Raw genomic sequence first — 24,686 nt, forward strand, 5'->3', positions numbered from 1 at the left:
CCCGATTGTGGCCACACCTACCAGCGTTCGTCGGCCGGTGCGCCGGGCGAGCGGTTTCCTGCCGTGGCGACGGTGTCGTGGCGGATCACGTGGTCGGGCGCTGGGGCGTCCGGCACGTTCCCGGACATGACCACCAGCGCAGCGGCGTCCTTCAGGGTCGCCGAAACTCAAGCCTTGGGCACCGGATAACCCGGACGACGTTCCCAACTGAATCAGCAGTTTTTCTCTTACCTTTTCCTGACCGTGTATTAGTGGCGGCATTTCTGGCCGGGTGAATACGTGGTGCGGGTGAGCTATGCCTGGAGGGATTCTCGTGACCAGTACTGACAGTTCCGCGCGCGGCGACATCGCGACTGGCGAAGCCCGGCCGGGGTCGTGGCTGGATTCCTCGGGTTCGCCGGCAGGGTCGGCTGCGCGCCGGGGTCGTCGTCGCCGGTTGCCGCATCTGGTGGCCGGGATGCTGCTGGTGGTGCTGTGTGTCGGTGGCGCGGTGTGGTGGACGACCAGCGCCCAGGACCGGGTTCCGGTGCTGGTGCTGGCGAAGCCGGCCCTGCTCGGGCATGTGCTGACGCCTGCGGACTTGCGCAGCATCGACGTGTCCGCCGCGCCGGGCGTATCCCTGGTTCCGGCGGATCAGGCGGCCAGCGTGCTGGGGCGCCCGATGGCGACCAGCCTCGGTGCGGGAGCGCTGCTGACTCTGGACGCGGTGGGCACTGCCGCGATCCCCGGGACGGGCCGTGCGGTGGTCGGGGTCGTCGTGAAGCCGGGGCAGGCCCCGCCCGAGCTGGCCGCCGGAGCCTCGGTGACCGTCGTGGTCACCGCTGCCACCGCTGCAGGAAGCTCGGCCACCGGACAAGCGCCGGGGACGTCCTGGCGTGCCACGGTCGTGGGGGTCGCTCCTGCGGGCACGGATCAGGCCACCGTGGTGTCGCTGGATCTCGACACCGCAGGGGCGTCACAGCTAGCGCAGGTCCCGGCTGGGCAGCTGGCGCTGGTGATGCAACCGGCGGGCGGTGAGCGGTGATGCTGATCGCCTTGTGCTCGGTGAAGGGTTCGCCGGGCGTGACCACCCTGGCCGTCGCGCTGGCCATGACGTGGCCGCACGCCGCGAGCACACGCCGTCTGGTCGCCGAGGTCGACCCATCCGGGGGTGATGTGGCGATGCGGTTCGGCCTGCCGGGCACCCCGGGGCTGGTGAGTCTCGCCGCCGCGGCACGCCGTACCCGTGATCCCGCGGTGGTGTGGGGCCACACCCAGGCCGTGCCCGGCGGTGCCCGCGCACTGGTGGCCCCGCCCGGTGGTACTCACGCGCGTGCCGCGCTGTCGACTCTGGTCGCGGCTCCGGACGGGCCGCTGCTGCCCGTCGTGGCCCGCGACGCGGGGGTGGTGGTGTTCGCCGATTGCGGGCGGGTGGATCCCGGATCACCGGCCGAGGCGATCGCGCGCCGCGCCGACGCTCTGGTGCTGGTGACTGGTACTCAGGGCGACGACCTCGCCCACGCCGCGGTGCGGCTGGGAGAACTGGCGTGCTGGACGCCACGTCCCGGCTTGCTGCTGACCGGTGATGGCTATCCGACCGTGGATGTTGAGCGGGAGCTGGGGATACCCGCTATCGGGCGTCTCCCGCACGATCCGGTCGCTGCCGCCACCCCGGCCGGGCACCGGCCGCCACCGGCCCGCCGCCGCGGCACCCACGGTGGCCTTGCCCACCACGTCGCCGCACTCGCCCGCACCCTGGCCGAACCCATCGGCCCCACCGCCTCACCACCGGCGGCCATGCCGGCCGGTGTCCCGGGTGTACCTGCCCAGCAGGTGCGCCGACCCGGTGGCGTGCTCATCACCCCGCCCGGACTCGGGCCACACCCGGCGTCCGCGCCGCCGCAGGTGAGTGATGCGCGGCACAACGGCCATCAGCCCAGCACCGCAGGGAAGGAGCCACTCGCATGACTCAGACCCATCACCGCGCCGCATCGTCCGTCGCGACCGGCTTGGGGGCTGCCGAGCAGCGGTTGCGCGCTCGGCTCCGGCAGGCGCTGACCACGGACCTGCCTGGCCGGGTCGAGACCGCGTCCAGTACGAGCGGCGATGCGTTGAGCGTGGCGCGGCGTCGCGAGATTGGCCGCGAGGTCCTCGACATCGCGGTCGCCGCACACAGCGAGGCCGAACTCCTCGCCGGACGCGCCCTCGTGGACTCCGTAGCCGAGCAGCGCGTCGTCGACCAGGTACTGGATGAGGTGTTCGGCTTGGGTGGGCTGCAACCGCTGCTGGCAGATCAAACGGTGGAGACGATCGCGGTCAACCGCTTCGACCGGGTGTTCGTGCAGTACAACGACGGCCGCCGTGCCCAGGTAGCGCCGGTGGCTTCATCGGACACGGAACTCACCGACCTGATCCGCACCCTCGCCGCCCGGGCGTCGTCAGAGGAGCGCAGGTTCGATCGCGGCAGTCCGGCACTGAACCTCCAGCTGCCCGGCGGCGAGCGGCTTTTCGCGGTCCTCGGCCTGACGGCGGGTGGGGTGACGGCGTGCACGATCCGCCGGCACGGCTACCTCACCGCCACCCTCCCGCAGCTACGTCGCCGCGGCACCCTCGACATCAGCCTGGAACGGTTTTTGCGCGCGATGGTGCGTGCGCGGAAGAACGTGCTGATCACCGGCGGCACCGGCGCCGGGAAGACCACGCTTCTGCGGGGCCTGGCCGCGGAGATGGACCCGCTGGAGCGGATCGTCACGATCGAGGACGCCTTCGAACTCGGTCTCGACCGGGATCCCGAGCGGCACGCCGATGTCACCGCCCTGCAGGCCCGCGAACCCAACGTCGAGGGCGAAGGCGCCATCGACCAGGCGGAGCTGGTCCGCTGGGGCCTGCGGATGTCCCCGGACCGGGTCATCGTCGGGGAGATCCGGGGCGCGGAAGTCATTCCGATGTGCAACGCGATGTCCCAGGGCAACGACGGCTCCATGGCCACCCTCCACGCGTCGAGTTCGAAGATCGCGTTCACCCGCCTTGCCTCCTACGCCGCCCAAGGACCGGAACGGCTACCGCTGGAGGCCACCGCGCTGCTCGTCGCGTCGGCGGTGCATTTCGTGGTCCACCTCGACCGAGCCGCAGACCGGACGACGCGGGTGATCGCCTCGATCCGCGAGGTGATCGACGCCGAGGACGGGGCGGTGATCTCCAACGAGGTCTACCGCCGCGGCCCGGACCGCCGCGCCGTCCCGGTGGCCGGCGCCCTGCGCGCCGACACCCTCGACGACCTCGCCGCCGCCGGATTCGACCCGGACCTGCTGGCCCGTCCGGAGGGGCGGTGGACGCCATGATCATCGACACCACCACCATGCTCGCCGCCGCACTTGGCTTGGGCGCCGCCGTCGGGGTGCTGCTGATCGTGGCCGCCTGGCGCCGGCCCGCAGCGGTACCGTCACCCTCGCGCCCTCACACGCTGCTGCGCGCCGCACGCGCCCAGGCCGGAGACCGGCGGGTGCTGCTGCGCCTGGCCGTAGCCATCGGCGCGGGCGTGCTGACCGGGGCCGCGACCGGGTGGGTGGCCGGCGCGGTGCTGGCCGCCGCTGGAGCGTGGTTCCTGCCCCGGCTGGTCGGCCCGGACCGCGCCCACACCCGCAGGGTCGCGCGGATCGAGGCGATCGCGTCGTGGACGGAGATGCTGCGCGACGTCCTGTCCGCCGCGGCGGGGCTCGAGCAAGCCATCCTCGCCACCGCCCCACTTGCGCCCGCCGCGATCCGCGGCGAGGTCGCCACCCTCACCGCGAGGCTGGAAAGCGGGCAGCGCCTGGCGCCGGCCCTGCGTGCTCTCGCACGCGAGCTGGACGACCCGACCGCGGACCTCGTCCTCGCCGCTCTCGTGCTCGCGGCCGAGCATCAGGCCCGCCAGCTCGGCGACCTGCTCGGCTCGCTGGCCACCACCGCCCGCGAGCAGGCCGCGATGCGGATGCGCGTGGAGACCGGCCGCGCGCGGACCAGGACCTCGGTGCGGGTCATCGTCGCCACCACCGCCGCCTTCGCTGTCGGGGTCGTGGTGTTCAACCGCGCTTACCTCGACGTCTACAACACCGCCACCGGCCAGCTCGTCCTGCTGCTCATCGCGGGCTTGTTCGCGGCCGGGTTCGCCTGGCTCGCCCGGATCGCGACCGGCGGACGGCAACCGCGGGTGCTTGCCCTGGACACCCCGGATGCCACCGGCGTGCGAGACGGCGCAGCGACCGCTGGTGGAGGTGAGCGCTCATGATCCCCGCCCTCGTGTTCGGCACGGGCGCTGGTGCCGGGCTGTGGCTGCTGCTGGCCTGGGCCGTGCCACCTCGCCCGGCACTGAGTGACCAGCTCGCCCAGGTCAGCGCCACGCGGCCGGCTGCGCCGATCGTTCTCGCCGGGGACGCCGCGTGGGTGCGCGCCTGGGGCCGCGTGTTCGTGCCCGTCCTTCGGATGTTCGGGCTGCCTGGTGCGAAGATCGAGGCCGATTTGCGGGTCACCGGCCGCGGCGTCGACACCCACCTGGCGTCCAAAGCCGTGCTCGCCGTTGCAGGGCTGCTGGCGCCGTGGCTGCTGCAGGCGTTGCTGGCCCTGGGCGGGCTGTCGCTGGGTATCGAGGTGCCGCTGCTGTCCGGGCTCGTGCTCGCCGCGCTCGGCTTCCTGGCCCCCGACCTTGAGGTCCGCGCCAAGGCCAGCCGGTCGCGGCGCGAGTTCCGCGACGCGCTCTCGGCCTTCCTCGACCTTGTCTGGATCACTCTTGCTGGGGGAGCCGGGGTCGAGGCCGCTCTCGGCGACGCCGCGGCCGTCGGGACGGGGTCGGCGTTCGACAAGATCCGCCGCGCGCTGCACGCCGCCCAGCTGACCCGCACCACCCCGTGGGCCACGCTGCGCCGGCTCGGCGAGGAACTCGGCATCACCGAACTCGCCGAACTCGCCGCGTCGATCTCCCTGGCCGGGACCGAGGGTGCTCGCATTCGTGCGTCCCTGGCGGCGAAAGCCCAAGCGCTGCGCACCCATCAGGTCACCGACGCCGAAACCGATGCCCAGGCCGCTACCGAACGCATGGCCCTGCCGGTCACCTTGCTGTTTCTCGGCTTCCTGGGATTCATCGCCTACCCCGCAGTCATCCAGGTCCTCAACGGACTCTAGTCAGCCCGTGCCTAGCGGGAAGAAAGCCTTGCTCGGAAACGAAAGAAGGAGCCATGAAGCAATACGTCCGTACGATATGGACAGTGGTGTCGGCGAGGATCGCCGTGCTGCGAGCCGAACCCGAGCGCGGTGAGATCACCACCACCGTCATCGTTACCGCCCTGATGGCCATCGCCGCGATCGCCATCATCGCGATCATCGTCGCGAAACTGACCGCGAAGGCCACTTCGATCAACCTCGGGATCGGCTAGCCATGCCGGCCCGGCATGTCATCTCGCGGTGTCCTCGCGGCCCGCTGGCCCGACGTCTTTACCGTGCGTTGTATGGGGACCGGGGCGAGGTCACCGTCGAGCTGGTCATCGCGACACCGTTGCTGCTGCTGGCGTTGCTGGCGATCATTCAGTTCGCCGTGTGGTCCCACGCGACCCACGTCGCCCAGGCCGCCGCCTCGCAAGCCCTCGCCGCCGCCCGTGTCCAGCACGGCACCGCCGGTGCCGGCCACGCCGCGGGACGGCGGCTGCTCGACGACCTCGCCGCCGGCCCACTACGTGGCCCCCAGCTCTCTGTGACCCGTGACGCGACCTCGGTGTCAGTGAGTGTCCGTGGTGAGGCCGCGACGGTTCTGCCTGGTGTGCAGCTGCACGTGCACGCCGAATCCGCCGGTGAGGTCGAGCGCTTCGTGCCCGATACGGGCACCACACCCTGACTTTTCCTTACCAGCAAGAGCTTTTGGTGCGAGACCGACAGGAGTTTCCTGATGGGTAACCTCAGCCATTCGCCGGTGCTCGACGGCGTGTTCCCGGACGGGCCGGACACCGTGCTGCTCCATCCCGCCGTCACCGCACGCCACTGGCGGCGCCGACAGGCCCTCGCCGCGGTGCGACCTGGCAGTGTCCTGAAAGGACTGGCCGGGGCGACTGTCGTGGGATTCGCTCTGGTGTCGGGAGACGGGTTCGCCGGGAAGTTCATTTTCGCCGCCGTGGTCCTGATCGTCGTGCTCGCCGGATGGCGCGCCGCGTGCGCGGCCCGCGATGAGCGGCGGCTGCACGTTGACACTCCCCGGACCCGATTGCGTCGCGGTGAGGGTTGGCGCTGCAGGGATTTCGCCGACCTCGGGACCGATACCGCGAGGCTGGTGCGGGACTTGCTGGCCGGAGTCGACGAGCTGCACCGCACACCGGCCCGCGCCTGGATCGACCCTGCCCTGCCCGGTGAGGCGCACCGGGTGGTGTGGGAGACCCTGTGCTGTCTGGACCGCGGCCGCGACGCGCGTGTCCTCGCCGAGGAACTCGCCACCGATCCCGACGCCGGCGAGGACCTGGTGGCCGCGGCACGCCAGGCGGTCACTTCGATCGATGAGGGTCTGAGCGAGGTCGCCCGGCATCTGCGCGGCTGCGTGCTGCTGACCCGCGCGTGGGAAGCGAAGCTGCGGCGCACCGACCTGACCTGCCGCACTGATCGTGTCCTGGCCGCGCTGCCCGGCCGTGACGAGCTGCGTGGCCTGACCGGCGCAGCGGAACTGCTGCCGCGGAACGTGTTCGCTCACGTCACCGCCGCCCGCGACCTCACCCACGCCGGGGAATTTCCCTGGGAACAGGTACCTTCGCAGTGGCCCCGCCTCACGCTGCTTCCATCGCACCGCACGACCACACCACCCGGAGCAGGTGACCCGGCAGGGGAGCGGAAGCCGTGAGGTGGCAAGGAAGCCGGCTGGTCGACGGGGCACGGGCCTGGTGGCGTGCCGAGCGCGGTTCGGTGACCGCCGAAGCCGTCCTGCTGACGCCGGTGCTGGTCATGCTGCTGGTGTTGCTGGCTGTGGTGGTGCACCGGGGCGTCGACGCGCGGCTGCGGCTCGACGACGCCGCGCATCAGGCCGCCCGTGCCGCCACGCTGCACCGCACCACCACGGCCGCTACCGCCGCCGCCCGCGACACCGTCGGCTCCGCGCTCGCTCAGGCGGGTGTGGTGTGCCGCGACGTGACGACCACGATGTCCGGCACCTTGGCCCCTGCCAGTGCGGTGACCGTGCAGGTGCGCTGCATCGTGGACTTCGGGCAAGCTGTCCTGCTCGGCGTCCCCGGCGGAAAAATCCTGATCTCGTCCGCCAGCGAAGTCGTCGACACCTACCGGTCCCAGGCCCGGCGCGGTGGTGCCTGATGGCGTCGTCAGCGCACGAGCGGAAGCGCGGGAACGCAGGCGCGGAGCTGGGCACCGGGCAGCGTCCGATGCTCGAGCAACGCTTCGGCGATACGGCCGATGTCCGTCCAGTGCCGGTCGACGAGGTCCTGCACGATCTCGGCCCACAGATCGGGTCGCCGGTCAGAGAACCCGTACGCCTGGCGGGCCTGGACGATCAGGGCGAGGTCGTCGTGCCCGCCGAGCAGGTAGGCATCGAGACGGACGTCCTCGTCGGGCACGCCGTCATAGAGGCGGTCAGCAGCGCTGGTCGCCTCGAGGACATAGCGTGTCTGGGCGAGTGGTCCGGCGTGGGCGACGACCGCTTGGGTTCCCAGGTCGACCCGGCGGGACCGGACCGCGGTGAAGCCGGCGCGCCCGGCCGTACGGGGCCGGAGCGTGACGTAGCGCAGCGATCGGCCTTGCAGCGGGTAGAGGACCGTGTGCCCGGCCTCGTGCCACGCGGTCACGCCGCTCACTCTCGTCACCCCATTGTCCCGCCGTGCGCCCGCGTGCCCGGCGCGTCCGTGTGCCGCCTGCGCTGGTGGTGGCGTGCGGACGAAGGCCGGGTGACTGCGTTCGTGGTCGCTCTCCTGCTCGGGCTGCTCGCTCTGACCGGGCTGAGCTTGGACGGCGGCCTCGCCCTGGCGAGCAAGGTCCGCGCCGGCGGGCAGGCCGAGTCCGCCGCCCGGGCCGGCGCCCAGGCGCTCGACCTCGCAGCCTATCGCGCCAACGGTGTTGTCCGCGTCGATCCGGTAGAGGCGCGTGACCTCGCACAGCGATACCTGGCCAGCGTCGGCGCCACCGGCACCGTCGCGACCGCAGGGGACACGGTGATCGTCGAGGTCACCGCCGTCTACCGGACCCAGCTGCTGTCGCTGGCCGGGATCGACGACATCCACACCCACGGGCGAGGCGCAGCACATCCGCAGCGCGGGATCACCGGCATCGAGCCCTGACCCCCGGCCCGCACATATTGGAGGGAGAACACCGGCATGGTCACCACCGACGACGAGATCACCCGCCGCATCGAGGAACGAGATTCGGCGCGTAGCGCGCGCCGTGCCCAGGCGGCCGGCACTGTGGGCGCCCTGGCCCGCCGTCACACCGAGCTGGCCGGGCAGCTCGCCGACGTTGAGCGCGAGCTCGGCGAAGCCCTCACCGCAGCCGGCGACGTCATCGACGTGCCCGAGCTCGCCGCCGTCACCGACGTCCCCGCCACGGACCTCACCCGCTGGCGCGACCAGGCAGCCAAGCCCGCCCGCGGCGGCAAACGCAAACGCCCTGGCACCGCGAAGAACAACGGCACCCCCGGCAAGGACACCCCAGCGGCCGCTGGGCCGCGCGCCGCCCGACCTACCGCGCCGGCACTTCCCGCACCGGAGTCCGCCGGCAACGGGCGAGTAGCGGTCGGCGCGGCGAGCAGCTGATGATCGGCCGCGCACCGATCGCGCGTGCCGCGCGGCTGCTGGGCCGGGCGGTGCGCGGGTCGCTCGCCGCCGTCGTGCTGGCCGCGCTGGTGGCGGGCCTGCCCTGGGCGCTGGTCCACGGCGTGGGCTGGCCGCTGCCGGATCACCTGCCGAGCCTCGACGAGATCGGCACGGCGCTGATGACGCAGATGTCGCCACGGTTCCTGCTCGACACGCTCGCGTGCCTGGCCTGGCTGCTGTGGCTGGTGTTCGTCGTGGATCTCGCCGCGTGCGCGGCCGACGTCGCGCGCGGCGCCCGACTGCCGGACCTGAAACGACAGACAGGCCCGGTGCGGCGCGTCGCGGCCGTGCTCGTCGGCGCCCTGCTCGTGGCCGTGCTGGGCCGTACCGCCACCGCCGCGGACCTCCCCGCCGGCCACAGTCCGGTGGCCGTCACCGCTCCCGTTTCCGCGACACCGGTCGCCCATGAACAGACCCGGTTTCCGGCCGAGCCCGGGACCGAGCGGGTCCGGCCACCGGAGAACGGGGTGCACGACTCGCTGTGGAGGATCGCGCAACGCTGCCTCGGCGAGGGTGATCGCTGGCCGGAAATCTGGGCCCTCAACCACGGCAGCGCCCAGCCCGGCGGACGGATCCTGACCAACCCGAACCTGATCCACCCCGGCGACGCCCTCCGCCTCCCCGCCGCCGCCACCACGCTGCCTGCGCCGCCCCTGCCGGAATCGACGCCCGCCCCCTCGTTGCCCGCGCCCGAGCCAGCACCGCCGGCACCCAGCACGACCATGCCACCGTCCTCGGAGACTGCTCCGGCCGCGATGCCTGCCGACGTCCCCGCGTCGGATAAACCTGCTGGGGGCGCGACCTGGGGGAGCGGTGAGGTGTTCGTCAGCCTGGGCTTGGCCGCGGCGGTCAGCACCCTGCTCCTGCTCGCCCGACGGCGGCACTACGCCCAGTACCGGCCGGGCAGCGGCCGGCGCGATGACGACCTGCCCGTCGCCCCGGTCGTGTACCAGCTGCGGCTGGCCCATCTGCGCGCCCGGCACCACGACGAAGACCGCGAACTGAACGCCGAGACCGACACCGCGGCCGGCGCCCTGGCACCGCGCTCGAGCACAGCACCGGAAGGAACGGACAACGAGGGCACGCTGACGGTGTTCGTACCTCGTGTCCGCCGCGTGATCGGCGCCGCCGCACTCACCGGCAGTGTCCCTGGACCGGCGACGCTGCCGTCCGTGGTCGACATCGCGCTTGACACCACAAGCCTCGACACCGACGGTGAGGCCTTCACCGCAGGCTCGGGGACTCAGGTCGCCCTCGACCTGGCCCGTGTCCACGGGCTGGGCTTGGTCGGGCCGGGCGGCTACGCCGCGGCCCGTGCCTTGCTGCTCACGCTCCTGGCCGACTCTTTCGAGAACGCAACCACGCTCAGGGTCTACGTGCCCAGCGCCGACGTGACCCGCCTGCTCGGTGTGTCGGCAGCTGCCGCAGACCTGCCGACATCGATCATCGTGGTGGCCGACCTGGACACCGCCCTGGCCGCTCTCGACGCCCAGGCGCTGCCGCGGCCCGCCGTCCTGATCGCATCCCCACCCGGTGGCCCCGGCCAGCAGGCGCGGCTGCAGCACCTGCTCGACAACAACGCCCAGCACGGGCTCACCGCGCTGCTGCTGGGCCAGTGGCGCGCCGGTGTGACCGCCTACGTCACCGGGCCTGGGATGATCTCGGCCACCGATCCCGGACTCGGCGAACCCCTGCGCGGGACCCGAGCCTTCACCCTGCCCGAGACCGCGACCCGCGACCTCCTGGCCTTCCTCCGCGGCGCCGCACCCCACGACAGCGTCGACGGTAACCCGCCCCGCGACGCCCCCAAGCCCCGGCAGGCAGCGACACCACCGGACACCTCGCCGCGGAACGCCGGCGACGACCCGCGACGACTGGAGATCATCGCGGGGCCAACCGCGCCGGAACCGTCACCGGCCGGCGAACCCACCGAGGAACCACGCCCACCTGTGGCACGCAGGGATCCGGGATCACCCGCGCCGCTGGCGCTGACGGTGTTCGGCGCACCGGCCCTGCGCTGGCGACCCGGACCCGGCCATCCCGAGACTGAGCTGCGTGAGCTGAGCAACCGCCCGCTCGAACTCCTGGTCTTCCTCGCGGTGCATCCCGGCGGGGTGTCGCGGGACGCCATCGTCGACGCCCTCTGGCCGAACAACCCGCCCCGCAACCCTGCCAGCGTGCTGCGCACGATCCTGTCCCGCATCCGCCGCACTCTCGATAGCGCGACCCGTGGCACCGTCGGTGAACTGGTCTTGGCCGAGCACGGGCACTACCGGCTCGACCCGGCCGTGATGGAGGTGGACTACTGGTCCTTCACCGACGCGGTGACCCGCCGCCGCACCGCCGGCACGGCTGAGCGGCGCGCCGATGCCTACGAGGCGATCGTGGCCCACTACGGCGGCGCCCTGGCCGACGGCCTGGATTCCGACTGGCTCACCGCCGCCCGGGAAGCGACACGGCGCGACGCGCTCGACGCCGTGGCCGCGCTCGCCCGCGCCCGCGTCGGGACCGACCCCGACTACACCCTCGATCTGCTGGAAACCGCGCGAGCGTTCGACCCACACAACGAACTGCTGTACCGCGACATCATGCGGCTGCAGCACACCCTCGACCGGCACGACGCCATCTCCCGCACCCTGGACCTCCTGCGAACCCGCCTCACCGAACTCGACACCACGCCCACCGCGGACACCGTCGATCTCGCCCAGCGGCTACGCGCCCACGACACCGGGATACCGGTCGAGAACTCCTCCCGATCCGCGTCGCCATGAATGCCACACCGCCTGTTCTCGAACACGCCTCGTCGAAGCCGGAACCGAGGTGCGATTACCAGGCGGTAGAGGTATTTGTGTGGAACAGCGAAATGCCTCGATTTCCCGCCGCTAGCCCGACCGTGCCGATGCTAGCGTCGACTGTGGCATCACAACCGTCGAGGCTGAAGAAAAAGAACTTCGTGGGCGCACAATCGTATTCCCTGATAACGCTGGCCGTCTTTCTCGTCGAGTGTCGGTGGCGACGCCCGCGCGCCGACAAGACACTTCGAGGTCGCCGTGGTTCGCCGTGCGCGGATAGCACGCCGATCGCCGGGTCATGTCCGTCGGTGCGATCACGTGGTGCCACTGCAGCGGCCTTCGCCGTCCCGGAGCGTGACTGCCACTCGTGGGGCCACAGGCCCGGCCTATCAGCCTCGTTCTCCGGTATCCGCTTAAGGTGGATCCCCCCGTGTCAGACGTTCTCCCAGGTCAAACCCCCTCTGGGGGGATCCACCGGTATCCCAGACTCGCTTGACGCCAAGCAGGTGAACACATCAGGCCCGGCGGCGATGTCACGCGGCTCCGTCATCGTTTCATTAATGCCCACCTTGGCACCTTGCTCGCTTTCTTCTTCTCTTCAATTCTCTTTCTATTCATTGAAAAAAGCTACATTTATCCGCGGTTTCACCCGTCGTCAACCGGTCCTCTCTCGGATAATCCACAACCGGCTGACCTGCACAAACATTTCCGTTCAAGTGTGCTCATTCGCGCGAAAAGATAGGCGAAATTCCCTGAAATTAACCCGGGAAATCTATTGCGCGGCGCCCGGGGTCGAGTTACGTTTGTTGTGTCACCGGGAAACCGGAAATCATGACAAACCACCGCACCGGGTGCGAATGAATCCCCGGAAAGCGGAATCCGGCAAACACGCGATTGGGGATTGCTATGTGCTACGCCGACACCACCGAAAACCCGGACGGCACCGCCACCGCGCATTGCTATTGCGGTTGGTCCAACACTTACCCCGACCACGACACCGCCGACGCCGCCGCCGCAACCCACATTCGCGACGCCGAAGCAGCGGAAGCCGAATTCGCCGCCACCCACTGACCGTGCCACCGCGAAAGGGGGACCGAACAACCATGAACCACCACAACACCGCCACGCCGTACCCGGACGTACCGACCATGCGTGCCGCCACCGTCGCCACGATCACCGCCCACGATTGCGAACGCTGGGTGTGCGTGTGCGGGAACGCGCCACACAGTAGCGGTTTTTGCATGATCGACAGCAACGGCGATGACACCGCCCACGCCCCCAAACGATGGGTTGAACCCTTGTACAAGTGCGACGGATGCGGGCTCGTCATCGACGCCGCGACCTACGACGACACTACCCACACCGTCGCCGTCGTCGGCCGACTTCCCCGCCGCGCCCACTGATCACCTAGCACGAAACCGCTACACCGCAACGAAAGGGGCAACACCGTGAACGGCACCGACGACGCGCCGGAACGCGTGGTGTACGTGGTCGACCCTGCCATGGGCCGCGACGTGCAACCCGAAGTGGTGACCCGCACCAACACCGAAAACGAATGCACTGTCACGGGTGTGGTGATCGACCCCGCCGACCGTCAACAACTGTTGTACGGCACCGTAACCGGGCCCGACGGCGCGTTTGTCGGTAGCTACTTTCCCGCCGACATCGTGCGACAGTCGGAATGGCGGGTGGTGACCGCCGACGGATCGGAATACCCCGCCCCCAGTGAAGGCCACGCCGTGCTCGCGCTCACCACCACGTTGCGCCGCGCGTGACACCCGCACCAACCGCACTGGTCCCCGCCGCGCCAGTAACCACTGAACCCATTGCTCTGAAGGGAAACCAGGACGATGACGACGCACGCCACGACTCCGGCCACGGGCACCGCGCCCGCCGCCCCGGGCGCGGCCCACCGGTTGCGCAACGGCGAACTCCGCCGCATGGTGGCCGAACTGCTCACCCGGCAACCCGCCAATACCGGACTGACGGCGGGCGCCGCCGCCCGTCTCCTGAACCGATCATCCGGTGCGGTCGGCAACGCCCTGGAAACCCTGGCGACGCGCGGGGAAGCGGACTACATGGGGCACCCGTCCCGGGCCTACCGCGCGAACGCCAACACCCCCGCCGCCGCCGCGACCGCCGTGATCAGCACGCGCACCACCGAACCCGTGACAGGCGACGCCACTACGCCGCCCGCGCCCGTCACGCCGAAACGTGCCCCCGCGCCGAAAAAGGCGCCCGCGCCCGCGCTGGTGACCGCACCGGTACGGCGCCCGAACGGGCAGCTCTACCACCCGCGCAAGCTCGCGGGTAGCTCGGACGTGACGGTGTTGCGTCGGTTGCGGCAGAACAAGATTCCCTCCCTGCTGTACGGGCCCCCGGGGACGGGCAAGACGTCACTGGTCGAGGCCGCGTTCGGTGACGCGGTGACCCTTCCCGGCGACAGCGACACCACGGTCGACGACATTGTGGGCGGGTACGTGCCCACCCCGGGCGGAACCTACGAATTCGCGCACGGGCCTCTGGTGACCGCGATGCGTGAGGGGCGCGCATTCTTCATCGACGACTTCACCCTGATTCCCGCACCCGTGCTCGCGGTGGTGTACCCCATCATGGACGGGCGCGGGCACATCACCATCAAGACCAACAACTGGGAACGTGTCGACGCCGCACCCGGGTTCTACGTCGTCGGCGGGCACAACCCCGGGGTACACGGCGCGGTACTGAGCCCCGCGTTGGCGTCGAGGTTCCGGGTCAAAATCCAGGTGACCACCGACTACGACCTCGCCACCCGGATCGGGGCCGACCCGAAAGCGGTACGGGTCGCGAAAAACCTCGCCGCACGGCACAAGAAGGGCGAGATCGGATGGGCGCCCCAGATGCGGGAACTCCTCGCGTTCAAAGACACCGCCGCCGCGCTGGACACCGTCACCGCTGCCGGGAACCTGATCGCCGCCGCGCCGGAAGAAGACCAGGACATCGTCGCCGACGTGGTCCGCAACATATTCGGCGCCCACGTCGCCCCGCTCGCCGTCGGCGAACAGTTCTAGCCACTTCCCCACCGGTTCCCACCACCCATTACCGTCCGGAAAGGACACACGATGCCCGCGCACATCGCCGCACCCGCCGCCACACCGACCGCCGTGTTCCCCGCCAAACCGGGATGGCTGACCCTGTCCAGCAGATTCGGGGACGAGGTCCCCGCCATCGCCGACCGAGACGACCTCGTGGTCACCGTCGCCCCCGGTGCGGGACACGACGCCCCAGCTTGTTTCTTCCCGGACCTCGCCGCCATCGAAGTCGACGGAATCCACCTCCCCAAAGGGGTCGATCCCGCCACTGTCGCACCGCACCGGGTCGGTGACCGCAAGCGCTACCGCACCGCATGGGGCCTGCTGACCCACGAATGCGCCCACGCGCGACACTCGGTGTGGCGTGAACCCCCGGGCGCGCCACCCGGTGCGGTGGCCGCCGCGATCCTGCTGGAAGAGTCCCGCATCGAAGCCGCGCACCTACGCCGCCGCCCGCAAGATCGGTACTGGCTGCGCGGGAGCGCCACCCATCTCATCCTCGCCGACACGAAAGTCAACGACCCCAACGCCGCGCCGACCATGTCCAGACAGGACGCCGCGCAGAGTGCCGCGCTACTGCTGGCACGCGTGGACGGCGGAGTCCTCAACCGTCGTGAAGTCGCCCGGGTCGAGCGCGTGGTGCGCGACATTCTCAACGACGACACCCTCGCCAAGTTGCGCGCGATCTGGCGTGCGGCGCACCGTGCCGACGACGACGACACCGCCTCCATGATCGATCTCGGACGCCGCTGGTGTGAGGCCCTCGGTGACGACCCCGACGAGCCACCGCCCGATCGCGGTGCCGCCGACCCGGGTGCCCAGCCCGGAAGCGGGAACGGCGTGCCTTCCCCATTAGCGCAAGCGATCGCCGCCACCGCCGCCGCCATCACCCACGAGGCCGCCACAGACCCCGCGCCGACCGATCCCGTCACCGAGGCCATGGAGGCGCGTGCCGCCGAGGACGCCGCCCGCGCCAGCGCCGTCAGCGTGGCGAACAAGACCTTCGGCAACGGGACCAGCCCGTACGCCACCCACATCACGGGCACCCGCCCGCCCACCACAGACGAACGCACCGCCGCGCGGCACCTGGCCCGCGCGCTGACCACCGCCGGAGTCCGTGACCGCACCACCACCACGACCACCTCGGTCATACCGCCCGGACGGCTACGGGTGCGCGGCGCCATGACCGCCGCCGCGCAACGCGCGGCGGGCGCCATCCCCACCGCCGAACCATTCACCCGCACCACCCGCAAAACCGTTCCCGCACCACCACTACGGCTCGGCATCGCCTGCGACGTCACCGATTCCATGAAGGACTACACGACACCGGTCGCCTCGGCCGCGTGGATTCTCGCCCACGCCGCCCACCACACCGACGTGCCCGCCACCACCGCGACCGTGACCTTCGGCTCGGGCCTGGTTACCCCGATCACCCACCCCGGAGCCACCCCCGCCCGAATCACCGAATTCGGCACAGGCCTCGCCGGACACGTCATCGACGACGCCATCGAAGCCCTCGACGGCGCCCTCGACCTGTCCCACCCGAACGCCGCCCGCCTCCTGGTGGTCATCTCCGACGGTGACTTCGAGGACGAGACCCGCGAACCGGGCCAGCGACTCCTCGATCGCTTACGCGTCACAGGATGCGCGGTCCTGTGGCTGCTTCCCGGCGGTAGCCCGTGGAATCGGCCCATGGACGGCGTCACGAACTACACCCTCACCGACCCCGCCGCCACCGCCCGCGCCATCGGACAAGCCGCCACCGCCGCGCTACGCGCCACACGCTAACTACCCCCAGACCCCGGGCGGGGCGGGCACCCTCCCCCTCACGTCCGCCCCGCCCGGGCCCACCACAACACCAAGAAAGCTCAATCGCCCGACGTGCACACCATCGCCTCATTCCGCGAACCACACCATTACCGGGAGATGACTACCGATGACCGACACCACCATCGCGACCGTTGGTGACCTGATCACCGCCCTCGATCGATACAACCCGGCGGCCCCACTACGGCTCGCCACGCAACCCGACTACCCCCTGGAGAACCTCCTCGCCCGGGTCGCGTGCGCCCCGGACAACGCCGACGGAGACGGCCCCGCAGACACCGCCCCTCCCGTGGTGTGGCTCGGTGCGGGCGAACAGGTCGGGTACGTGCCCGCGCCCGTCACCGACGCATTGGGGTGGTCGTGATGGCCACCAACGAGACGCACAGCGACACATCCGCCTCGCTAGCAGACCGCGCGATCGCCGCCGCCCGTCGTCACCGCGCCGTCGCCACGCACGCCTTCGCTGACCGCTACACGATCCGCTCCTCGTGGGGTCGGCGCGCGATCACCACCATGCATCTCGCGGCCGCGCTCGGCGTCGGTGTCGACACCGTGATCGTGCGAGACGACCCTGACCGCCACTACAGCACCGGGGCGAGCACCAGTCCCGGCGACCTCATCGAGATCACCAGCGACGGCCGTCCCTGGTACCTCATTCCCGACACGACCGGGTTCGTGCTGTGGTCCTGGTTGCTGCTCGGCCCGTGCCCGGTCTGCGAGACACCGCGGGTCCCGGTCGCGCGAGTCGCCGGCCTCGCGGACCTCGGCGCTCACCTCAACCCCGAGTCTGAGCACCACTTCCTCGACACCGTGCCCTTCGAATCCCACGGCGACCCCGCCCACCTCCCGCATTGCCTGTACTCCGCCTACGTGTCGGATCTCCGCACGGAAACAACGAAAGGAGCCCGGCCATGACCACGACAACAACCTCGCCGACTGAGAAACCCGCGCGCATTTCCAAGAACGATCGGGTGGCGCTCGCCGCGATCGACGTCGCGAACGCGCTACCGGGCAAGTGGACGGTCGGCCGTGGCCGAGACAGAGACGAAGTCGCCGACATCGTGTGCTTGGCCACCGGAGTCAGGATCGGTTTCCAGCCAGTAGCCGGGCAAGGCGCGTGGCACTACCAGCTCATCCCCGGGGACCTCCCGCGAGAACTTCGCGATGTCTTCCTCTGGTATCGCCGAGACGAGTTTCCCGTTGCCACGTACGCAGTCGCTACACCGGCCACCGAGGTCGCGACCCACATTCACCAACGCCTCATCCCGGCCTTCCACCAGTGGCTCGACCGCGCCCAGACCGCCCACCGCGAACGCCTCGAAAACCAAACACGCCAGCACGAAGCCCAACGTGAGGTCGCGGAACAACTGGAAAAGGCGTTCCCGCAGGCACCCGAGCCCGTCCGCATCTACTTCCTGCGCGGTGACCTCATGAGCATCACCCTGACCATGCCGACCGACGACGCGCTCACCCGCATTCCCGCGCTCGCACAGGCACTCCGTGCCGATGACGCCACCACCGCACCGTCCACACCGACAGAATCCCGGGAGAAGACATGACCTCGATACCCACTGCCGTCTCACGTTTGTGTCCGCACCATTTCTACGACTCGTCCCGTGTCGAGGTCTTCGTCGGCACGGGCCCGGCCGCCGAGTTCAACGGCTACCTCGGATCCGCATGGCCGGACAGAATCGCCGACCCCGCGACCGTCGCGGCGCTTCCCGCCGGAAGCGAGTTTCTGACTGCAGGAACCGAAACCGATTTCTTGACCGCGTTGGACAATCTGACCCAGGCGTGGCCACTGTGCGGGTTCGGGCAGGCGGAGTCCAGTTACGACTACGAACTCGCGACGCTGGACGATTGGTGGCGCACGGACCTCTACGTGAGCAGCTCATACACCTTCGACGGCGGACGGGTTCTGTATCTGCCGACGGGCCGCCCCAGCATCGACAACGCTCGGAACGACTGGCAGAGCATCACTCCCGCACTGACACAACTCTCGTCACACGGGGCCAGCACCCTCGCTAGACGCGCCCGCGAAGCCTTCGACCGGGCCCGGCAGCAGAACCCGGACCCCGACTCCAGCCAGCATCCTGCCCGTCTCAAACGGGCCGCTCTGCGTCGCAACCTGGGGCGCGACGTCACCGAAGAGTTCGGTGTCGAGAGAACGGCGGTGACGGTGACCGACGATCCCGACCGTCAGCACGGCGGCTGGAACTGGTTCCGGGTGGCCATCACCGATGGCGGTACCGAGTACCGGTTGACCTCTTTCAACGGCACGGTGGATGACCTACGCGTCCTCGGGCCGTGCCCGGAGTGCGGCGGCGAGGTGCCGCTGATCGCGGCCAACGACCCAGCGGCACTGGGCCGCTACCTCGACGCGCGGGCAACGGGAACCCCAGTGCTGTGCCCGCCCGGATTGACCTCCGGCGTCGGACACCAACCCACCTGCCCGGTCCGCGAGGACCTTTGAACCCGAGCCATCCCCACTCCCGGAGAGGACCGCGTGATGGTCACGCGCACCGACTTCTACCTCGGTACCGGCCCGACGGCGCAGTGGCTGGGTTCCCTGCAATTCGCCTGCCACCCCGACAACATCCTCAAAGACCCCCGCGGCCGTGCCGCGCTCACCGCGAGGCAACCGTCGGCTTACCGGCTGGCGGTGAAAGACCTGCTGCCGATGTGGGCCGTCACAGGACTCGGCGCCGCGCACGAGCCTCGCAACGGGTGGCCATGGGAGACGGAATCCAGCCACAGCAACGACTGGATCATCACCCACATCGACGCCGCCGCCCACATGACGGCGGGCGGCGGGGATCGCTGGCACCGCCTCGACCCCGACGACCCGCGCCCACCGTTGCGGTGCGGCCCACCGAACTTCGCGCGATGGCTGTGTGACCCACCCGCGCCACCCGCACTCCACCTCCCGACCTACCAGCCCTGGCACACAGTCCAAACCCCTACTGTCAAACAATTCGAGGAGAAATGATGCAGGACAGGAAGAAGCGTCTCGTGTGGACCGTACTGGCCGTGGTCCTGCCGGGACCGTGGACACCGGTGATCGTGATCGCATTCCTCCTCGATCGCGCAGCCGAGCGCGACCGGGACACTCCGCGCCACGACGAGGCGCCGCCGTACCCGCCGCCCGACCCGTACGCCTGCGTCCCGGCACCAGCTGACCGGAATTTGTATACGCCGTCACGATAAGGAGGGCCTGGCGATGTCGAGCAACACCGACTTCTACCTCGGACGCGGCGAGGACGCCGAGTGGATCGGCTCCCTGCACGGGGAGTGCTATCCTGAGAACTTCCTCGCCGTCCCACCCTTGCGGCTGGCGATCACCGCGACCGACGAGGCCACCTTCCGCGCGGCCGTGGCCGACACCTTCGGCGTGTGGGAGGAGGAACGTCTCGGCCACGCGTATCGGCGCGAGCTCGGCTGGCCCTGGCCGTGGTACTCCAGCCACAACAGCACCTGGATCATCACCTTCGACCCCCGGGCCGACGCGGTGTTCGCCACGGTGGGCGGCGGTGTCCGCTGGCACCGCATCGACCCGCACAACCCCTGGTTCCCCGAAGGCGAGGACGATCCGCTCGGTCCGCCGGATCTGTACGCGTGGCTGCGTGATCCGGCCGCGCCGCCGTCGGTGCCGATGCCGCTGATGCGGGAGAAACCCGCCGATATGCCCATCATCGGCGGTGACACTCTATGAGTAGTACGACGCACGACTTCTACCTCGGGCGCGGCCCGGACGCCGACTGGCTCGGCTCGCTCCGCCTCGGCGTCCCGGATGGCCGCTGGTTCGACGAGATCACCCGGTCCCGGTCCGCGGGCGGGTTCATCACCCTCGTCACGTTTTTCCTGCGTTCCGCCGAGATCCACGAGGCCGGTGAGGTGACTTTCGGAAACCGGGTGTGGCCCTGGCCCTGGCCCACCAGCCACGGCACCGACTACGTACACGCCTTCGACACCGGCGCGGTGTGGACCGCGCGACGAGGCGACCGATGGTCGATGCGCGGCGACAAGTACATCCCACCCGGACCGGACGAGACACCGCTGGTGTTCCCGCCTATGCGTGACAGCTGCGGCTACACCGGGATCGATGCCGCCGACACCACCGCCCGCCGCTACGGCCCCCTGCTGGGCGAGACCTACCGCCACGACCTGCCCCAGCTCGGGCTGCGGATCCTGGCCGACCTCACCGGACCACCGCAACCAGGTGCTCCCGCCGCCCTCACCGAGCTGCGGGACCAGCTGCCACCGCATCTGCGTTACGCCGTCACGGCCCACGACGCGGCGGTGGAGCTGGAGGTCGAGGTCTTCGGCTACCGCGCCGGTGACCCCGCCGCCGAGGCGACAGGGCACGCGCTGTCGATGCTGCCCGCCCTCTACGGCTGGACCGATCTCTCCGGTGGGCCGCCCCGCTTCGGCGTGCGCGCGCTCATCGCCGACGACGGCCGCCACACCACGCACCCGGTCCTGGCCGATCCCCGTGCCCGCGCGGTGCTCACCGCCTGCTGACCCCACGTTCCAGCCCCCGAACTGAAGGAGAGGACACCATGTCGCCGAACACCGCACCCGCCGACCCGGCCACCGCGACGGAGCCGCACAGCGCCGCCGAGCACTGCGCAGCCGCCGAGGCCCTGTTCACCCGCGCGCAAGAGATCTACCCGACCCTCAGCAGCCGCGCGTATGACCAGGATGACTACCGGCGCTGCTTCGACTGGGCGTGCATGCACCTGCGCCTCGCCGAGGCCATCACTGCCGGGGCGAGCCTGGTCCTCGCGCACCGGCAACTGCTCGCGAACCCCGATGTGCGCCTGCACAACACCTACATCAGCGCCGAGACCCAGCACTGGAACGAGTTCATCAAGGCCCGGAGCGACGCGACTGGGGGGCCAGCATGACCACCCCGCCAAGGGCGTCGTCAAGTACTCCGCCGCGTGAACCACTATGCCCGGACTGTCACGCTGAGATCGGCCACGTTCACCACGAACTGTGCGATGTAGCTCGCTGTCTGGCCACCGGGCTGCAGCGTCTCGGTCACGACTTCGAGAACTGCCGGTGCCCGCGGGACACGTGGTCCGGGCTATGGCCAGGAGAAGCCGAATGTATCGAGTTCGGCTGGCTGTACGGACCTGGCCTGCCCGACCTCAATCGCCTGGTGATGACCGCCACCTGGGATCCGGTCGCGCAACGCTGGATCCGTCCCGTCCACCCGACCTCGACCGGCCGGGATACGACTGCCGAAGGAGAGCCGCGATGACCCGTACTCACCACCGGGTTCGAGCCTGATCAGGACGGCAACTACCGGTTAGGAGCGGACCGTTCAGGCCGTCTGCGAGAAATCCGAGGGTGAGGTGCGCCCACCCGGGTGGGGGAGCCCGGAGTGACCGGACATCGTGCCCGGCGAGGCACCGACCCATCGCCGTGCGGTGCTGCTCGCCCGAGGCGCAGCTCCAGGCACGGACACGGCCGAGTCCTGAGACCCTGGCACACGTTTAACGCCGCAACGAGGAGGACCGTACTCGTCATGCCGACCGCCGGATCACCCTCTCACTCCGCGGCGCCCACCCTGTTCGACCTCGCGGCCCGCTCGCTCACCCACGCCAACGTGTTCGCCCTGTCCGACGATCAGCAGGCCGTCCTCGGCCACGTGCGACGGTGCCTCGCCGACGAGAACGGCCCGAGGGCCGTGGTGGTGGTCGCCGGCGCCGCGGGCACGGGCAAGAGCGCCCTCGCGCTGACTCTGCTCGGCGAGGCCGTGCGCGCCGGCCATCGGGCCCGGCACGCCACCGGCTCGCAGGCGTTCACCACCGCACTGCGCAAGACCGCCGGACACGGCTCCCGCGCCACCCAGAGGCTCTTGCAGTACTTCGGCACCGCCGCCGACACCGCGCCCGGCAGAGTGGATCTGCTGGTGTGTGACGACGCGCACCAGCTGCGGGCCACCTCGAACACCCGCTACACCCCCGCCTCACGCCGCAGCGACCGCACCCAGGCCGCACAGTTGATCGAGGCCGCCCGGGTGGTGGTGTTCCTCCTCGACGAAGACCAGGCGGTCCGGCCAGGGCAAATCGGTACCTGCGACTACCTCGAGACCGCCGCCCGAGCCTGTGGCGCGACCGTGCACACCGCCGAGCTGACGAGCCAGCACCGCCACCGCAGCGTCCGCTACGACAGCTGGGTCCGCGCCCTTCTAGGCCTCGACGACGCACCCTGCCTGCCGACCTCATGGAACGCGGAAGAAGAACCCGCGCCACGGTTCGAGCTGCGGGTGGCCGACAGTCCCGGCGAGCTGCAGCAGCTGCTGCGCGCGAAGACCAGGCTCGGGGCGAGCGCCCGGATCACGGCAGGGTTGTGCTGGCCGTGGACCGACGCGAGGCCAGGAAATCCGCTGGCCGACGACATCGTGATCGGCGACTGGCGCCGCCCGTGGAGTGTGAAGGGCCAGCGAACGGTCAACGGGCAGCCGCCCTCGCCGTTGTGGGCGATCGATCCCGCGGGCGCCGGCCAGATCGGCAGTGTCTACAGCGCGCAAGGCTTCGAGTACGACTACGGCGGCGTCATCCTCGGCCCCGACCTCCTGTGGCGCGACGACCGATGGGTCACCGATCCCGCCGCCACCCACGACGACGCCCTCGACGGCGCGACAGCGGACGACGTCGACCTGTGGGTGCGCCGCACCTACCGCGTGCTGCTCACCCGGGCCAGGGCAGGCACCGTCGTCTACTCCACCGACACAGAAACCCGTGCCCTGCTGCACGCCGTCATCGACGCGTAGCCGGGGACCTGCCGCCGTGCTAGCCGCCACGCAGGTTCACGAGCTGACCGCAACGGAGGCACGCAACGGCGCCATCGTGTCCGCCGCGCCCGCCGTTGACGGGCCAGGGCGCGGACGGTGTGGGCAGGTTCAGGTCGGTGTCGGTGGCGGCGCCCACGCAGTGCCGGGACGGGTTACGGGGGCGTCGCTGGCAGCGCTGCGCCACCGTTGGGCCGCACCGTCGGGCCATGGGCGATCCGGCGAACGGTCCGCGCCCCGGGTATTCCCGGAGAAATCCGCGCGCAGGACGGTGCCCTAGAGGATGGGCCACCGGTCCTGCGCGCGGGCAGGGCGGGTCGGGTGTCAGGCTTTGCGGGCGGGCTCGGCGGCGTCCTTTGTGGTATCCGGGACGTCGGTCTTGTCCGGGTTGATGGCGAACCGTTTCGGCGCTTCGCACGTTCTGCGCGCGTACCCGTCGGCGACGAGCTTCTCCAGGGCGTTGTTGACCGCCCCGCCCGAACGGCGCAGCTCCTTACCGATCGTGGCGGGGCCGAAGGTCTCACCCGGATGGTCGGTCAGGTACTCCTCGACCAGGGCCCGCAGTCCACCCTTGGGAAGTCGGTCGGTGTCCGCCCGCACGGTGCCGGTGGCCGTAGACGGCCCCGCCGGAGACGGCTCGGCCTCGGTCTTGGTTACGCCGTCCGCTGGGGTGCCGGGCGGCGGTGTTGTGGTGCCATCGTCATCGGTCTCGGCGTCGGCTGAGGGGGGAGCTTCGTAGTCGGTGGTGTCCGTGGCGGTGGGTTCCGTGTCGTCGGCGGGTTCCGGTCCGGTAGGGGTCTCGGTCTCCTGCGCCGCCGTGGCGTCTCCGACGGTGGCGCGTTCCTCCGGTGTTCCGGTGTTCTCGGCGGTGTCGCCCGCCGCCGTAGCGTCCGGCTGTGCGTCCTCGGTGCTGGGCGCGGCGGTGGCACGGTCGGACGGGGTGAGCGTCCAGGTATCGGGATTGCGCGGGCCATCTCCTGCGGTCCGGATCGCGGTGCCGTCGCGTCCCCAGCGGGCCAGGATCTTCGCGGCGGTTGAACGGCCGACTTCGGCGGTCATCGCCACTGCGGCGGTTGTCGCGCCGGGATTGTCGGTCAGCGCTTCTCGCACTTTGTCTTCCGTGGTCGGCACGTTCTGCTGACCGGGTGCGTCGGCCACGGCCCGCAGGTGGCGATCGCCCTCGGCGGTGTCGGGGGCTGGGGCGGTGCGGGTGGCGTGGTTCTGATGGGACATGACGATCTCCCTGCGTTGGTGCGGAATGGGATGGTCATGCCCCGGCCGGGGCGTCGGCCCGCCGGTGCGCATCCGGTTGTTCGGGCTACACGTCTATGGACGCTTCGTCACCGCCTCCATGTCAAGCGATTCGTCAAACAAGACACGTGTCTCGTGTGGA

29 protein-coding genes are annotated in these 24,686 nt (G+C 70.4%); 27 read left to right on the top strand and 2 right to left on the bottom strand.

What is annotated here, in order from left to right:
- Positions 1–313 precede the first annotated feature (313 nt).
- The 9 genes from AB0M65_RS03150 to AB0M65_RS03190 are packed head-to-tail and all read left to right on the top strand — an operon-like array spanning position 314 to position 7,293.
- Positions 314–1,024, top strand: a complete 711-nt coding sequence (locus AB0M65_RS03150; RefSeq protein WP_364020572.1) for a hypothetical protein — start codon at positions 314–316, stop codon at positions 1,022–1,024.
- Positions 1,024–1,947 carry a carbon monoxide dehydrogenase maturation protein gene (locus AB0M65_RS03155; RefSeq protein ID WP_364020574.1) on the top strand — a complete coding sequence of 308 codons (924 nt, stop codon included), beginning with the start codon at positions 1,024–1,026 and terminating at the stop codon, positions 1,945–1,947. The genes AB0M65_RS03150 and AB0M65_RS03155 overlap by 1 nt, the downstream gene beginning before the upstream one ends.
- Positions 1,944–3,320, top strand: a complete 1,377-nt coding sequence (locus tag AB0M65_RS03160) for an ATPase, T2SS/T4P/T4SS family (protein WP_364020576.1) — start codon at positions 1,944–1,946, stop codon at positions 3,318–3,320. The genes AB0M65_RS03155 and AB0M65_RS03160 overlap by 4 nt, the downstream gene beginning before the upstream one ends.
- Positions 3,317–4,246, top strand: coding sequence for a type II secretion system F family protein (locus AB0M65_RS03165; protein WP_364020579.1), 930 nt, complete (start codon positions 3,317–3,319; stop codon positions 4,244–4,246). Before AB0M65_RS03160 ends, AB0M65_RS03165 begins: the two co-directional genes overlap by 4 nt.
- On the top strand, positions 4,243–5,136 hold the full coding sequence (locus AB0M65_RS03170; RefSeq protein ID WP_364020582.1) for a type II secretion system F family protein: 894 nt from the start codon (positions 4,243–4,245) through the stop codon (positions 5,134–5,136). The genes AB0M65_RS03165 and AB0M65_RS03170 overlap by 4 nt, the downstream gene beginning before the upstream one ends.
- Positions 5,137–5,189: 53 nt before the next feature.
- A complete protein-coding gene (locus AB0M65_RS03175; RefSeq protein WP_364020584.1) occupies positions 5,190–5,387 on the top strand; it encodes a hypothetical protein in 198 nt (65 codons plus the stop codon).
- Between the two features lie 2 nt (positions 5,388–5,389).
- The gene (locus tag AB0M65_RS03180; RefSeq protein WP_364020587.1) at positions 5,390–5,842 is read left to right on the top strand and encodes a TadE/TadG family type IV pilus assembly protein; all 453 of its coding nucleotides are present in this window, start codon (positions 5,390–5,392) and stop codon (positions 5,840–5,842) included.
- A gap of 51 nt (positions 5,843–5,893) precedes the next feature.
- Positions 5,894–6,829, top strand: a complete 936-nt coding sequence (locus AB0M65_RS03185) for a hypothetical protein (protein ID WP_364020589.1) — start codon at positions 5,894–5,896, stop codon at positions 6,827–6,829.
- Positions 6,826–7,293: a TadE/TadG family type IV pilus assembly protein gene (locus AB0M65_RS03190; RefSeq protein WP_364020590.1), complete on the top strand. Its 468-nt coding sequence runs from the start codon at positions 6,826–6,828 to the stop codon at positions 7,291–7,293. The genes AB0M65_RS03185 and AB0M65_RS03190 overlap by 4 nt, the downstream gene beginning before the upstream one ends.
- An 8-nt stretch (positions 7,294–7,301) precedes the next feature.
- Here AB0M65_RS03190 and AB0M65_RS03195 read toward each other — a convergent pair whose 3' ends face one another.
- The gene (locus AB0M65_RS03195; RefSeq protein ID WP_364020593.1) at positions 7,302–7,790 is read right to left on the bottom strand and encodes a hypothetical protein; all 489 of its coding nucleotides are present in this window, start codon (positions 7,788–7,790) and stop codon (positions 7,302–7,304) included.
- Between the two features lie 90 nt (positions 7,791–7,880).
- Between AB0M65_RS03195 and AB0M65_RS03200 the strand changes: the two genes are divergently transcribed.
- The 18 genes from AB0M65_RS03200 to AB0M65_RS03285 all read left to right on the top strand — a co-directional run bounded on the left by AB0M65_RS03200 (position 7,881) and on the right by AB0M65_RS03285 (position 23,275).
- The gene (locus tag AB0M65_RS03200; protein WP_364020595.1) at positions 7,881–8,270 is read left to right on the top strand and encodes a hypothetical protein; all 390 of its coding nucleotides are present in this window, start codon (positions 7,881–7,883) and stop codon (positions 8,268–8,270) included.
- 36 nt (positions 8,271–8,306) lie between these two features.
- Positions 8,307–8,741 (top strand): hypothetical protein, encoded by a 435-nt coding sequence (locus AB0M65_RS03205; protein WP_364020598.1) that lies wholly within the window; start codon positions 8,307–8,309, stop codon positions 8,739–8,741.
- A complete protein-coding gene (locus AB0M65_RS03210) occupies positions 8,741–11,572 on the top strand; it encodes a BTAD domain-containing putative transcriptional regulator (RefSeq protein WP_364020600.1) in 2,832 nt (943 codons plus the stop codon). The genes AB0M65_RS03205 and AB0M65_RS03210 overlap by 1 nt, the downstream gene beginning before the upstream one ends.
- A 927-nt stretch (positions 11,573–12,499) precedes the next feature.
- A complete protein-coding gene (locus tag AB0M65_RS03215) occupies positions 12,500–12,664 on the top strand; it encodes a hypothetical protein (RefSeq protein WP_364020603.1) in 165 nt (54 codons plus the stop codon).
- A 32-nt stretch (positions 12,665–12,696) separates the two neighbouring features.
- Complete coding sequence (locus tag AB0M65_RS03220) at positions 12,697–12,996, top strand: hypothetical protein (protein ID WP_364020606.1); 300 nt, start codon at positions 12,697–12,699, stop codon at positions 12,994–12,996.
- Between the two features lie 45 nt (positions 12,997–13,041).
- The gene (locus AB0M65_RS03225; protein ID WP_364020608.1) at positions 13,042–13,368 is read left to right on the top strand and encodes a hypothetical protein; all 327 of its coding nucleotides are present in this window, start codon (positions 13,042–13,044) and stop codon (positions 13,366–13,368) included.
- 75 nt (positions 13,369–13,443) lie between these two features.
- On the top strand, positions 13,444–14,643 hold the full coding sequence (locus tag AB0M65_RS03230; protein WP_364020610.1) for an AAA family ATPase: 1,200 nt from the start codon (positions 13,444–13,446) through the stop codon (positions 14,641–14,643).
- Positions 14,644–14,694: 51 nt separating this feature from the next.
- Positions 14,695–16,452, top strand: a complete 1,758-nt coding sequence (locus AB0M65_RS03235; protein ID WP_364020613.1) for a hypothetical protein — start codon at positions 14,695–14,697, stop codon at positions 16,450–16,452.
- Positions 16,453–16,600: 148 nt separating this feature from the next.
- The gene (locus AB0M65_RS03240; protein WP_364020616.1) at positions 16,601–16,855 is read left to right on the top strand and encodes a hypothetical protein; all 255 of its coding nucleotides are present in this window, start codon (positions 16,601–16,603) and stop codon (positions 16,853–16,855) included.
- The gene (locus AB0M65_RS03245) at positions 16,855–17,406 is read left to right on the top strand and encodes a hypothetical protein (RefSeq protein WP_364020618.1); all 552 of its coding nucleotides are present in this window, start codon (positions 16,855–16,857) and stop codon (positions 17,404–17,406) included. The genes AB0M65_RS03240 and AB0M65_RS03245 overlap by 1 nt, the downstream gene beginning before the upstream one ends.
- Positions 17,403–18,050, top strand: coding sequence for a hypothetical protein (locus AB0M65_RS03250; RefSeq protein WP_364020621.1), 648 nt, complete (start codon positions 17,403–17,405; stop codon positions 18,048–18,050). Before AB0M65_RS03245 ends, AB0M65_RS03250 begins: the two co-directional genes overlap by 4 nt.
- The gene (locus AB0M65_RS03255; RefSeq protein ID WP_364020624.1) at positions 18,047–18,964 is read left to right on the top strand and encodes a hypothetical protein; all 918 of its coding nucleotides are present in this window, start codon (positions 18,047–18,049) and stop codon (positions 18,962–18,964) included. Before AB0M65_RS03250 ends, AB0M65_RS03255 begins: the two co-directional genes overlap by 4 nt.
- Before the next feature lie 36 nt (positions 18,965–19,000).
- The gene (locus AB0M65_RS03260; RefSeq protein ID WP_364020625.1) at positions 19,001–19,480 is read left to right on the top strand and encodes a hypothetical protein; all 480 of its coding nucleotides are present in this window, start codon (positions 19,001–19,003) and stop codon (positions 19,478–19,480) included.
- The gene (locus AB0M65_RS03265) at positions 19,477–19,698 is read left to right on the top strand and encodes a hypothetical protein (protein ID WP_364020626.1); all 222 of its coding nucleotides are present in this window, start codon (positions 19,477–19,479) and stop codon (positions 19,696–19,698) included. The genes AB0M65_RS03260 and AB0M65_RS03265 overlap by 4 nt, the downstream gene beginning before the upstream one ends.
- Before the next feature lie 13 nt (positions 19,699–19,711).
- Positions 19,712–20,203 (top strand): hypothetical protein, encoded by a 492-nt coding sequence (locus tag AB0M65_RS03270; RefSeq protein ID WP_364020629.1) that lies wholly within the window; start codon positions 19,712–19,714, stop codon positions 20,201–20,203.
- Positions 20,200–21,012, top strand: a complete 813-nt coding sequence (locus tag AB0M65_RS03275) for a hypothetical protein (RefSeq protein WP_364020630.1) — start codon at positions 20,200–20,202, stop codon at positions 21,010–21,012. Before AB0M65_RS03270 ends, AB0M65_RS03275 begins: the two co-directional genes overlap by 4 nt.
- Positions 21,013–21,050: 38 nt before the next feature.
- Positions 21,051–21,398 (top strand): hypothetical protein, encoded by a 348-nt coding sequence (locus AB0M65_RS03280; RefSeq protein WP_364020631.1) that lies wholly within the window; start codon positions 21,051–21,053, stop codon positions 21,396–21,398.
- A 626-nt stretch (positions 21,399–22,024) separates the two neighbouring features.
- The gene (locus tag AB0M65_RS03285) at positions 22,025–23,275 is read left to right on the top strand and encodes a DNA/RNA helicase domain-containing protein (protein ID WP_364020632.1); all 1,251 of its coding nucleotides are present in this window, start codon (positions 22,025–22,027) and stop codon (positions 23,273–23,275) included.
- A gap of 342 nt (positions 23,276–23,617) precedes the next feature.
- Here the strand turns inward: AB0M65_RS03285 and AB0M65_RS03290 are convergent, their stop codons facing one another.
- The gene (locus tag AB0M65_RS03290) at positions 23,618–24,526 is read right to left on the bottom strand and encodes a hypothetical protein (protein ID WP_364020634.1); all 909 of its coding nucleotides are present in this window, start codon (positions 24,524–24,526) and stop codon (positions 23,618–23,620) included.
- Positions 24,527–24,686 lie beyond the last annotated feature (160 nt).

The sequence above is a fragment of the Amycolatopsis sp. NPDC051071 genome (assembly GCF_040682875.1).
Taxonomy (GTDB): Bacteria; Actinomycetota; Actinomycetes; order Mycobacteriales; family Pseudonocardiaceae; genus Amycolatopsis.

Coding starts and splice junctions, on each gene's coding strand:
- AB0M65_RS03165 (WP_364020579.1), top strand. CDS start 3,317: ATGATCATCGACACCACCACCATGCTCGCCGCCGCACTTGGCTTGGGC.
- AB0M65_RS03260 (WP_364020625.1), top strand. CDS start 19,001: ATGGTCACGCGCACCGACTTCTACCTCGGTACCGGCCCGACGGCGCAG.
- AB0M65_RS03235 (WP_364020613.1), top strand. CDS start 14,695: ATGCCCGCGCACATCGCCGCACCCGCCGCCACACCGACCGCCGTGTTC.
- AB0M65_RS03275 (WP_364020630.1), top strand. CDS start 20,200: ATGAGTAGTACGACGCACGACTTCTACCTCGGGCGCGGCCCGGACGCC.
- AB0M65_RS03255 (WP_364020624.1), top strand. CDS start 18,047: ATGACCTCGATACCCACTGCCGTCTCACGTTTGTGTCCGCACCATTTC.
- AB0M65_RS03220 (WP_364020606.1), top strand. CDS start 12,697: ATGAACCACCACAACACCGCCACGCCGTACCCGGACGTACCGACCATG.
- AB0M65_RS03210 (WP_364020600.1), top strand. CDS start 8,741: ATGATCGGCCGCGCACCGATCGCGCGTGCCGCGCGGCTGCTGGGCCGG.
- AB0M65_RS03245 (WP_364020618.1), top strand. CDS start 16,855: ATGGCCACCAACGAGACGCACAGCGACACATCCGCCTCGCTAGCAGAC.
- AB0M65_RS03240 (WP_364020616.1), top strand. CDS start 16,601: ATGACCGACACCACCATCGCGACCGTTGGTGACCTGATCACCGCCCTC.
- AB0M65_RS03285 (WP_364020632.1), top strand. CDS start 22,025: ATGCCGACCGCCGGATCACCCTCTCACTCCGCGGCGCCCACCCTGTTC.
- AB0M65_RS03215 (WP_364020603.1), top strand. CDS start 12,500: ATGTGCTACGCCGACACCACCGAAAACCCGGACGGCACCGCCACCGCG.
- AB0M65_RS03155 (WP_364020574.1), top strand. CDS start 1,024: ATGCTGATCGCCTTGTGCTCGGTGAAGGGTTCGCCGGGCGTGACCACC.
- AB0M65_RS03290 (WP_364020634.1), bottom strand. CDS start 24,526: ATGTCCCATCAGAACCACGCCACCCGCACCGCCCCAGCCCCCGACACC.
- AB0M65_RS03205 (WP_364020598.1), top strand. CDS start 8,307: ATGGTCACCACCGACGACGAGATCACCCGCCGCATCGAGGAACGAGAT.
- AB0M65_RS03230 (WP_364020610.1), top strand. CDS start 13,444: ATGACGACGCACGCCACGACTCCGGCCACGGGCACCGCGCCCGCCGCC.
- AB0M65_RS03265 (WP_364020626.1), top strand. CDS start 19,477: ATGATGCAGGACAGGAAGAAGCGTCTCGTGTGGACCGTACTGGCCGTG.
- AB0M65_RS03280 (WP_364020631.1), top strand. CDS start 21,051: ATGTCGCCGAACACCGCACCCGCCGACCCGGCCACCGCGACGGAGCCG.
- AB0M65_RS03250 (WP_364020621.1), top strand. CDS start 17,403: ATGACCACGACAACAACCTCGCCGACTGAGAAACCCGCGCGCATTTCC.
- AB0M65_RS03175 (WP_364020584.1), top strand. CDS start 5,190: ATGAAGCAATACGTCCGTACGATATGGACAGTGGTGTCGGCGAGGATC.
- AB0M65_RS03185 (WP_364020589.1), top strand. CDS start 5,894: ATGGGTAACCTCAGCCATTCGCCGGTGCTCGACGGCGTGTTCCCGGAC.
- AB0M65_RS03180 (WP_364020587.1), top strand. CDS start 5,390: ATGCCGGCCCGGCATGTCATCTCGCGGTGTCCTCGCGGCCCGCTGGCC.
- AB0M65_RS03170 (WP_364020582.1), top strand. CDS start 4,243: ATGATCCCCGCCCTCGTGTTCGGCACGGGCGCTGGTGCCGGGCTGTGG.
- AB0M65_RS03160 (WP_364020576.1), top strand. CDS start 1,944: ATGACTCAGACCCATCACCGCGCCGCATCGTCCGTCGCGACCGGCTTG.
- AB0M65_RS03270 (WP_364020629.1), top strand. CDS start 19,712: ATGTCGAGCAACACCGACTTCTACCTCGGACGCGGCGAGGACGCCGAG.